Consider the following 10170-nt stretch of genomic DNA (forward strand, 5'->3'; position numbering starts at 1 on the left):
GGATCAGGCCAGGATCGGCATCCACATCGGCTCGCCGACGAGGCTTTGCGAGCCGCGCAACCGCTCCAGCGCCGCCGCGATCGCCGATTCCGGCGCCTCATGCGTAACGATCGCCACCAGGGCGCTGCCGTCGGGATTGGCGCCGCGCTGGATCAGGCTCTCGATCGAGACACCCGCATCGCGCATCGCCGCGGCGATCTCCGCCAATACCCCCACGCGATCGGCGACCATGAAGCGCAGGTAGAAACGCCCGCGCCGCGCGCCGGTATCGGCCGGGCCGGCATCGGCGAGCGCGGTCACCGGCATCGCGAAGGGCGGGCCGGCCTCGCCGCGCGCGATATCGATCAGGTCGGCGATCACCGCGCTGGCGGTCGGCCCGTCGCCCGCGCCCGCGCCCTGGAACAGCAAGCGGCCGACGAAATTGCCCTCCGCCACCACCGCATTGGTCGAGCCGGTGACATGCGCCAGCGGATGATCCTGCGGCACGAGCTGCGGCTGGACGCGCTGGAACAGCCCGCCCTGCCCCAGTTCTGCCTGACCAATCAGCCGGATGCGATAGCCAAGCGCCGCCGCCTCGGCGATGTCGCCGGCGAGGATCTGGCGGATGCCGCGGATCGCGACGTCGTCGAACGCCGGGCGGGTGCCGAACGACAGGCTGGCGAGGATCGACAGCTTGTGCGCCGCATCCACCCCGTCGATGTCGAAGCTGGGATCGGCCTCGGCATAGCCAAGCGCCTGCGCCTCGGCGAGCACATCGCCGAAATCGCGCCCCTCGGCCTCCATCTTGGAAAGGATGAAGTTGCAGGTGCCGTTGAGGATGCCCTGCACGCGCGCGATCTCGTTCGCCGCCGCGCCTTCGCGCAGCCCCTTGATCACCGGGATACCGCCCGCGACCGCCGCCTCGAACTTGAGCGGGACGCCGGCCTTCTCCGCCGCTTCGGCCAGTTCGAGCCCGTGATGTGCGAGCATCGCCTTGTTGGCGGTGACGAAGGCCTTGCCGCGGCCGAGCGTCGCGCGGGCGAGCGCCAGCGCGGGGCCATCCGCCCCGCCGACCAGTTCGACCACCACATCGGCGCCGACATCGGCAAGCGCGACGGTATCGTCGATCCATTCGAATCGCGAAATATCGACCCCGCGATCCTTGGTGCGGTCGCGCGCGGAGACCGCGACGACCTCGATCGCCCGGCCAGCGCGGCGCTCGATCAGCGCGCGATTGGCCTCGAGCACGCGGATCACGCCCGATCCGACCGTTCCCAGCCCCGCCAGCGCAACTCGCAACGCTTCCGCCATGTCGATTCCCTAATTTTGTAAGTCGCGCGCTCTTGGGCCACGAAGGAGGCGGCGGCAAGGGGCTGTGGCTTCCCCATCCCCCCGCGCCCCGCTAGTGATCGCCGATGACTACCGATCCCCACCGGCAACGCGCGGGCGTTGCCGAACTCACTTTTCGCGGCATCCTGCTCGGCGGGATCATCACGTTGCTGTTCACCGCCGCCAACGTTTATCTCGGGCTCAAGGTCGGGCTGACCTTCGCCACCTCGATCCCCGCCGCGGTGATCTCGATGGCGGTGCTGCGCGCCTTTCCCGACAGCTCGATCCTCGAAAACAACATCGTCCAGACGATCGCCAGCGCGGCGGGGACGCTCGCGGCGATCATCTTCGTGCTGCCGGGGCTGGTGATGATCGGCTGGTGGCACGGCTTCCCCTTCGTCACCACCGCCGCGATCACCGCGACCGGGGGCATCCTCGGGGTGATGTTCTCAGTGCCGCTGCGCCGCGCCTTGGTGGTCGATACCGACCTGCCCTATCCCGAGGGGCGCGCGGCGGCGGAGGTGCTCGAAGTCGGCTCGGCGGCGCGCGACGGCGGGGCGGAGAGCGCCAAGGGGCTCTCGGTGCTGATCTGGGGCAGCCTCGCCTCGGCCGGGTTCGCATTGCTGACCCAGATGAACCTCGCCGCGGCGGAGACCGCACGCTGGTTCCGCATCGGCGCGAGCGCGACCGGGATTTCGGGGGGGCTGTCGTTCGCGCTGCTCGGGGTCGGGCATCTCGTCGGGCTGTCGGTCGGGATGGCGCAGCTCGTCGGGATGGCGACCGGCTGGTGGGTGCTGCTGCCGATCCTCACCGCGCATAGCGACCTCGGCGGCAGCGCCGAGGAACTCGCCAATACGGTGTTCCGCGCCGACGTGCGCTTCTTCGGCGCCGGGGTGATCGGGGTCGCGGCGGTGTGGGCGCTGGCGAAGATCGCGCGCCCGGTGATCGGCGGGATCGCCTCGGCGCTCGCCGCGAGCCGCGCGCGGCGTGGCGGCGAAGTGCTGGCGCTCACCGAACGCGATCTGCCGATCGGCGTCGTCGGGCTCGTCTCGCTGGCGATGCTCGTGCCGATTGGCGTGTTGCTGTGGAGCGTCATCGCGGGCGGGCCGCTCGCCGCGTCGGGGGCGCTGCTGATCGGCGGCGCCTTGCTCTTCGTGCTGGTGATCGGGCTGATGATCGCCGCGGTGTGCGGCTATATGGCCGGGCTGATCGGCGCATCCAACTCGCCGGTTTCGGCGATCGGCATCCTGTCGATCATCGCCGCCTCGCTGCTGCTCGTCGCCTTGTTCGGGCGCGGCACCCCGCCCGATACCGCGCAGGCGCTGATCGCTTATGCGCTGATCGTCACCGGGATCGTGTTCGGCGTGGCGACGATCTCCAACGACAATCTCCAGGATCTCAAGACCGGCCAGCTCGTCGGCGCGACGCCGTGGAAGCAGCAGGTCGCGCTCGTCATCGGCGTCTGCTTCGGCGCGCTGGTGGTTCCGATCGTGCTCGATCTGCTCAACACCGCCTTCGGCTTTGCGGGCGCGCCGGGCGCCGGGCCGCAGGCACTCGCCGCGCCGCAGGCCGGGTTGATCTCGGCGCTGGCGAAGGGCGTGCTCGGGGGCGACCTCAACTGGCCGATGCTGCGCTGGGGCGCGCTCGCCGGAATCGGCTTCGTCATCCTCGACGAGGCGATGGGGCGGGCCAAGCTGCTCCGACTGCCGCCGCTCGCGGTCGGGATCGGCATCTATCTGCCGATGGCGGTGATCCTGCCGGTGACGGTCGGCTCGTTGCTCGGCTGGACCTATGACCGCTGGTCGGACCGCCGCACCGATGCCGAGGGCGCCAAGCGGCTGGGGGTGCTCCTCGCGACCGGGATGATCGTCGGCGAGAGCCTGTTCGGGGTGGCCTTTGCCGGCATCGTCGCGGCGAGCGGCAGCGATTCGCCGCTGGCGGTGGTCGGCAACGGCTTCGCGCCGATCGCACTGGTCGGCGGAACGATCCTGTTCATCGCGCTGACCTGGTGGCTCTACCGCTGGACGCGCACGCTGGTGACGCGCGGCTGACAAGCCCCTCTTTCTTCTCCCCTCCCTTCACCAGGGAGGGGAGTTAAGGGGGACGAAGATCACATCAGCGCCAGCAGATCCTTGATCCCGACGAAGGCGAAGCCGACCGAGCTGTCGGCGATGCCATAAGGCATGAACAGCATGTCGCCGTGCTTCATCGCCCCGCAGGTATAGACGACATTGGGCACATAGCCCTCGCGATCCTGATCCGCCGCGGCGAGGATCGGCTCCTGCGTGCGCCCCAGCACCTTGCCCGGATCGTTCTTGTCGAGCAGTGCCGCGCCGATCGAATATTTGCGCATCGCGCCGACCCCGTGGGTCAACAGCAGCCAGCCCTCGTCGAGCTCGATCGGCGCGCCGCAATTGCCGATCTGAACGAATTCCCACGGATGTTCCGGCTTGAGGATCAGATCGCCGTCGTCCCAATGCGTCAGGTCATTCGTCTTGAGCAGGTAGAGATTTTCCCCGTCCTGCCGCCCGATCGCCATATAGGTGCCGTCGACCTTGCGCGGGAACAGCGCGATCCCCTTGTTGCGCGCGGCGGTTCCGGTCATCGGCACGAGGTCGAACGCCCGGAAATCCCTGGTCCGCATCAATTCGGACTGGATGCGCGAACCGTTATAGGCGGTATAGGTCCCCAGCCATTCCACGTCGCCGTCGTCGTGGGTGAACTGGACGAGCCGCAGATCCTCCAGCCCCTTCGATTGCTCGTCGGTGATCGGAAAGATCACCGTCCCCGACAGGGTCGAATCGCGGTGGCGATGCACGCGCACCGCGCCGGTGGGCGGATGCTCCTCGTCCATATTCTTGGCATCGGCGGCGGTGGCGAAGGGCGGCTCGGGGGCGAGCTTGAGTTCGCGCCGCGCGGTGATGATGCCCTCGCGAAACGCGATCGAGGAGATATGCCCCTCCCCCACCGCGCGCAGCGACATCACGATGCGCTGCGATCCCTTGGGCATCCCCGACTGATCGTGATGCGCCACCACGCTGGGGTTCATCAGCGCCGCGGCGGCATAACTGTATTCCAGGCAGAAATAGGCGCCGATCAGCTGGCGCTTCACATCGCCGATCTTGCCGCTGTCGAGATCGTGCTGCGCCGCGATCTGGTCGTAGCGCGCCATGAACACACGCCGCGTCTGCCAGTGCCGCGCCTCGAAATCCTTGAGCACCGCCTCGAGCTGTTCGCTGGCCTCGTCCTCGGTCATTTCGAGCACGACGCCGATCAGCCGCTGCGAGCGGCTGATCCCCGAGCCGTTCGATTGCCAGCCGAGATGGAACGGCCGCACCACGACGCGCGATGGGTCGGCGTGCAGCCGCAACCGGTGGTTGAAAATCTCCAAAACTCGCCTCGCCGTATCGCCTTGCCGATGCGGCGCCCGCCCGTCAGGCGACCGCGCGTCTTTGCCCTGCCACGCCGGCACCCGTTTTTGAAAGCCTTGAAATCGCGCAAGAGGCCAATTGCAGCGCGAGAATCGATTCGGCGCCCTGATTGCGGTTGAGCCCGGTCGGCATCAGCCCGTCGAAACAGCCGCCATCGGCCGCAGTCGCCAAAGGCAGGTCGAGGTCGTTCCCGCCGAGGAACCAGCGATAGGCGCGGTTGGCCTCGTCGATCCATTTGGTCTCGCCGGTCGCGGCAAAGGCCGCGCTGCACGCATCGATCGTCGCCTGCGCCTCCAGCGGCTGCTGATCGAACGGCAGCGGCTCGGCATAGACGCGGCCGAAGCTTTCGGTGCCGACCGCGCGGAAATGCCCGCCCGGCGCGGTCTGCCGCGCGACGATCCAGTCGAGCGTCTCGATCCCGCATGCCACCAGATCGTCGCGCCGCAATGCCAGGCCCGCGCGGATCATCGCCTCGGGCAATCGCGCATTGTCATAAGCGAGCACGATCTCGAACCATTGCCAGTCGGGCCGGCTGGCGTGATCGAGCAATGACAGATGCTCGTCGGGAAACCGCTCCAGGATCGCGCGCGCGAGCGGGTGCCCCGGGGACGCTTCGATCATCGCCGCCGCCCCGAGCATCGCAAAGGCCTGCGCGCGCACGCTGCCGAGTTCGAGCCCGAGACTGGCGGTGTCGCCGAACAGCGCGGTCGCCCAATCGCGATGCTTATGTTCCCGCGCATCGCGCGCGGTGACCCCGAGCGCCCAGAGCGTCCGGCCGTTCGAATCGTCCGACCCTTCCTCTTCGCACCACGTCCGGTCGTAGTTCATGAAATTGCGGAAGCGGCGCTTTTCCGGGTTCCACGCATATTGGACGAACGACGCATAGACCGTCATCCACTTGTCGCGCCGCACCGGATCGAGCGGCTCGATTGCGCTCATCAGCATCAGCGCGCGCGCATTGTCGTCGATGCAATAGCCGTGGCGGCGATCGGGGACCGAGTAGATCGCATGCTGATACATCCCGGTCCGGTCGCTCATCCGCTCGACCGCGGCGAGATCGGGCGCGAGCGGCGCCGCCTGCGCGGCGCCTTTGGTCAGCCGCTTAGGGCGCGCGGAGATCACCGTCTCGATCTCGCTCATCGCGCGCTCGGCGAGCCGCGGCCAGATCATCGTCCGCCCGCGCGCATAGGCCCGCGCGGAAAGCTCGGTCCGCGCCTCCTCGCTGTCGAGCAGGCGATTGATCTCGCGGGCGAAACCGGCCGAATCGCGGAAATCGACCAGCACGCCGTGCCCATCCGCCAATATCTCGGTCGCATGCGCATAAGGGGTGGAGATCACCGGCTTGCCCACGCCGACGGCATAGCTCAGCGTTCCGCTCGTGATCTGCGTCGGATTGAGATAGGGCGTGACGTAAAGGTCCGCCGCCTGCAGATAATCGATCAATTCGTCATGCTCGACGAAAGCGTCGATGAACGACACGCGGTTCGCCACGCCCTTTTCCCGCGCCAGTTCCTGCAACCGCTCGCGATAGGATTCGCCCTCGCGCGCGACGAGATTGGGGTGGGTCGCGCCGAGCACGACATAGAGCGCGTCGGGATGCCGCGCGATCACCTCGGGCATCGCGCCGATCACCGTCTCGATCCCCTTGCCGGGGGCGAGCAGCCCGAAGGTGAGAATCACCTTGCGCCCCACCCAGCCGAAACGCGGCTTGAACTGCGCCGGATCGGTGAGCTCACGGTCTGGCACGCCGTGCGGGATCGTGATGATCGTCCGCGGATCGGCGCCATAGACGCGCCGCAGGATTTCCTGCCCGCGCGCCGCCATCACGATCACGCGCTGCGCACGGCGCAACAGCCCTTCCATCACCGCACGCTGATGCGCATCGGGGTTTTCGAGCACGGTGTGGAGCGTCACGATCAGCGGCAGCGTCGTGCGATCGAGCAGCGAAAGGATATATTCGCCCGCCGCGCCGCCGAAGATGCCATATTCGTGCTGGAGCCAGATCGCCTGCGCGCCCGATGCCTCGATCCGCCGCGCCGCATCGATATAAGCGGCGCGATCCTGCTCGGGGATCGCCGCGGTGACCTCGGGGGGATAGTCGTAGCTCCCCGGGTGATCGTCCATCGCATAGACGTCGATCCTGACCCCGGGAAAACTGCTGCCGAGCGCACGGAATGTATCGGTGGTATAAGTTGCCAACCCACATTTGCGCGGCAGAAAATTACCAATCAACGCAATATGTTTGACGCTACCGCGACCCACGGTCGCGCCTCGAGTTTCTCCTGCCATTGCCTCGCCTTCGCTATCGCACGTTGCGGGCCGTTCACCCGCTGGACAGGATTGAAACAGGCGAGACGGATGTTGGTTGCAAAATTTGTGCAACGCAATATCGGCCGACTCGGCCGATCGCGATCAGCCGCGCCCGCGATAAGGCGGAACACCCTGATCGGGCACCCACAATTCGGCCGGCGGCGCGCCCGTCTGCCAGAAAACGTCGATCGGGATGCCCCCGCGCGGATACCAATAGCCCCCGATCCGCAGCCACACCGGCTTCATCTCCTTCGCCAGCCGCTCGCCGATCCCGACGGTACAATCCTCGTGGAAGGCGGCGTGGTTGCGGAACGAGCCGAGGAACAGCTTGAGCGACTTGGATTCGACGATCGTCTCGCCGGGGACATAATCGATCACCAGATGCGCGAAATCGGGCTGGCCGGTCACCGGGCAGAGCGAGGTGAATTCGGGCGCGACGAAGCGCACCGCATAGAGGCGCCCCACGCGCGGGTTGGGAACGTAATCGAGCGTCGCCTCGTCCGGGGACGCGGGAAGCGTGCTGGCCTTGCCGAGATGCAGTGTCATGCCGCGCGAGATAGGCGCGGATCGGGCGCGGCGCCACTCCCCCTTCCCTCGTCATTCCCGCGAAGGCGGGAAGTTGGGCGTGAGTTCAACGCTTCTTCGCCTTCTTCGGCGGCGCGCCCTTGACCAGCGAGCTGAGCTGGCAGCGCTGCCCACGGACGATCAGCGTGGCATAGCGATCGAGCGTGTCGGTGCCGCGCGTCTCGACCCCGATCCGCTCGGCGAAGGGCAAATCGGTGCACGGCCCCATCAATTGCGCGTGATACCAGTCGAAGCCGTTGACCTGCAGATAGACCGCGTCGCGCCCGTCCGCGCGGAAATCGGTGATATTGCGGTTGGCGAAGGGGACGCTGACCTCCTTCGCATCATTGCCGTGCTTGACTTCGCCGGCCTGCGCCGTCGCCGCCAGCCCGATGATGGCGACCGCAGCCAAGATGCCCGATTTGACCATGATGCTCGCTCCATTCTGCGGGAATGATCATCGCTTACAGGTCGTTTACCGCGGCTGAATTGCGTGCGCGCCGCGTCGCGCTAAGGAAGCGGACATGGAATCGCTCGTCTCCACCGAATGGCTCGCCGGTGCGCTCGGCGCCCCCGATCTGCGTATCGCCGATTGTTCCTGGTTCCTCCCCGGCGAGGGGCGCGACGGCGCGGCCGATTATCGCGCGGCGCATATCCCCGGCGCGGTGTTCCTCGACCTCGCCGATATCGTCGATAGCGCGCATCCCGCGCCGATGATGCTCCCGCCGCCCGAGAAATTCGCCAGCCGGATGGCGAAGCTCGGGATCGGCGACGGGGTGCGCATCGTGCTCTATGACGATTCGCCGCATCGCACCGCGGCACGCGCGTGGATGATGATGCGCAGCTTCGGGGTGCCCGATGTCGCGATCCTCGACGGCGGGCTCGGCAAATGGCGTGCCGAGGGCCGCCCGCTTTCCGCCGAGACGGTGACGCCGCGCGCGCGCCATATGACCCCGCGCGCGACCGGCATCGGGGTGCGCGATATCGCCGCGATGCGCGAAAACCTCTCCTCCCGCGCCGCGCAGGTGGTCGACGCTCGCTCGCCCGCGCGCTTCGCCGGCGAGGAGCCCGAGCCGCGCCCCGGGGTTGTGCCCGGGCATATCCCGGGATCGGTCAACATCCATTATGCGCGATTCTTCAACGCCGACGGTACGTGGCGGTCGCCCGCCGAGCTGGCGGCATTATTCGCGGAGAGCGGCATCGACCCGGCGCGCCCGCTGATCGCGACCTGCGGCTCGGGGGTCACCGCCTCGATCGTCGCCTTCGCCGCGCATCTGCTCGGGCATGACGCGGCGGTCTACGACGGCAGCTGGGCCGAATGGGGCGCCACCCCCGATGCGCCGAAGGAGACCGGCCGGTGAGCGACGGACACGACAAGATCGGCGACGCCACCCGCGTCGTTGCGGCCGGGCGCCGCGCCGAATGGACCGCGGGGGTGGTCAACACCCCGGTCTGGCGCGCCTCGACGATCCTTTACGACAATGTCGCCGAATTGCGCGCACGCGCCGGGCGCGACACCCACCACCGGCTGTTCTACGGCCGCCGCGGCACCCCGACGCAATGGAGCCTCGCCGACGCGCTGACCGAGCTCGAACCGGGGGCGGAGGCGACCTTCCTCTATCCTTCCGGGGTCGCGGCGATCGCCGCCGCGCTGCTCAGCATACTCTCGCCGGGGGACGAATTGCTGCTGGTCGATTCGACCTATGACCCGACCCGCAGTCTCGCCAACGGGCTGTTGAAGCGGCTGGGGATCACGACGCGCTATTACGATCCGCTGATCGGCGCCGGAATCGCCGATCTGATCGGCGAGCGGACCAAGGCGATCTTCATGGAAAGCCCCGGCAGCCTCACCTTCGAGGTGCAGGACGTGCCCGCGATCGTCGCGGCGGCGAAGGCGCACGGCGTGGTGACGCTGCTCGACAATACCTGGGCCACCCCGCTCAACTTCCGCGCGATCGAGCGCGGAGTGGATTATACGATCCTCGCCTGCACCAAATATGTCGTCGGGCATTCGGACGTCATGCTCGGGTCGGTGACCGCCGCCGCGGGGCGGTTCGCGAAATTGCGCGATACCAGCCACCAGCTCGGCCAGATCGCCAGCCCCGACGATGCCTGGCTCGGCAGCCGCGGGCTGCGCACGATGCAGCTCCGGCTCGAACGCCACGAGCAGAGCGCGCTCGCGATCGCGCGCTGGCTGGAAACGCGGCCCGAGGTGGCGCGGGTGCTCCACCCGGCGCTTCCCTCCTGCCCCGGCCACGATCTGTTCGCGCGCGATTTCGCCGGGGCGAGCGGGCTGTTCTCGTTCGTCCTGCAAGGCGGCGGCGAGGCGGCACGCGCCGCGCTGATCGACGGGCTCGACCATTTCGGGATCGGCTATTCGTGGGGCGGCTTCGAATCGCTCGCGATTCCGGTCGATCCGGAGAAATACCGCACCGCGACCAAGCCCGATTTCGCCGGCCCGATCGTCCGGCTCCAGATCGGGCTGGAAGATGTGAACGACCTGATCGCCGATCTCGAACGCGGGCTGGCGCGGTTCAGCGCGGTGCGGGGTTAAGCG

Annotated in this window: 8 protein-coding genes; 3 read left to right on the forward strand and 5 right to left on the reverse strand. The window is 67.9% G+C overall.

Annotated elements, in window-relative coordinates:
• Positions 1-3 precede the first annotated feature (3 nt).
• A complete protein-coding gene (locus NED98_RS04710) occupies positions 4-1290 on the reverse strand; it encodes a homoserine dehydrogenase (protein WP_265268412.1) in 1287 nt (428 codons plus the stop codon).
• A gap of 104 nt (positions 1291-1394) precedes the next feature.
• Between NED98_RS04710 and NED98_RS04715 the strand changes: the two genes are divergently transcribed.
• Entirely contained in the window at positions 1395-3359 is a 1965-nt protein-coding gene (locus tag NED98_RS04715) for an OPT family oligopeptide transporter (protein ID WP_265312093.1), read from the forward strand.
• 59 nt (positions 3360-3418) lie between these two features.
• Here NED98_RS04715 and NED98_RS04720 read toward each other — a convergent pair whose 3' ends face one another.
• From NED98_RS04720 to NED98_RS04735, 4 genes are all read right to left on the reverse strand, one after another.
• The gene (locus NED98_RS04720; RefSeq protein ID WP_265268410.1) at positions 3419-4699 is read right to left on the reverse strand and encodes a glycoside hydrolase family 130 protein; all 1281 of its coding nucleotides are present in this window, start codon (positions 4697-4699) and stop codon (positions 3419-3421) included.
• A gap of 43 nt (positions 4700-4742) precedes the next feature.
• Positions 4743-7028 (reverse strand): glycosyltransferase family 4 protein, encoded by a 2286-nt coding sequence (locus NED98_RS04725; RefSeq protein WP_265312094.1) that lies wholly within the window; start codon positions 7026-7028, stop codon positions 4743-4745.
• Positions 7029-7151: 123 nt separating this feature from the next.
• The gene (queF, locus tag NED98_RS04730; protein ID WP_265268408.1) at positions 7152-7595 is read right to left on the reverse strand and encodes a preQ(1) synthase; all 444 of its coding nucleotides are present in this window, start codon (positions 7593-7595) and stop codon (positions 7152-7154) included.
• Positions 7596-7680: 85 nt separating this feature from the next.
• Positions 7681-8043 (reverse strand): DUF6491 family protein, encoded by a 363-nt coding sequence (locus NED98_RS04735; RefSeq protein WP_179511690.1) that lies wholly within the window; start codon positions 8041-8043, stop codon positions 7681-7683.
• A gap of 94 nt (positions 8044-8137) precedes the next feature.
• Here NED98_RS04735 and NED98_RS04740 point away from each other — a divergent pair, with 94 nt between their 5' ends.
• Together NED98_RS04740 and metC are read left to right on the forward strand one after the other, a co-directional pair.
• The gene (locus tag NED98_RS04740; RefSeq protein ID WP_265268406.1) at positions 8138-8974 is read left to right on the forward strand and encodes a sulfurtransferase; all 837 of its coding nucleotides are present in this window, start codon (positions 8138-8140) and stop codon (positions 8972-8974) included.
• Complete coding sequence (gene metC / locus NED98_RS04745; protein WP_265268405.1) at positions 8932-10167, forward strand: cystathionine beta-lyase; 1236 nt, start codon at positions 8932-8934, stop codon at positions 10165-10167. Before NED98_RS04740 ends, metC begins: the two co-directional genes overlap by 43 nt.
• The last annotated feature ends 3 nt before the right edge of the window (positions 10168-10170 follow it).

The organism is Sphingomonas lycopersici, from assembly GCF_026130605.1.
Lineage (GTDB): Bacteria > Pseudomonadota > Alphaproteobacteria > Sphingomonadales > Sphingomonadaceae > Sphingomonas > Sphingomonas lycopersici.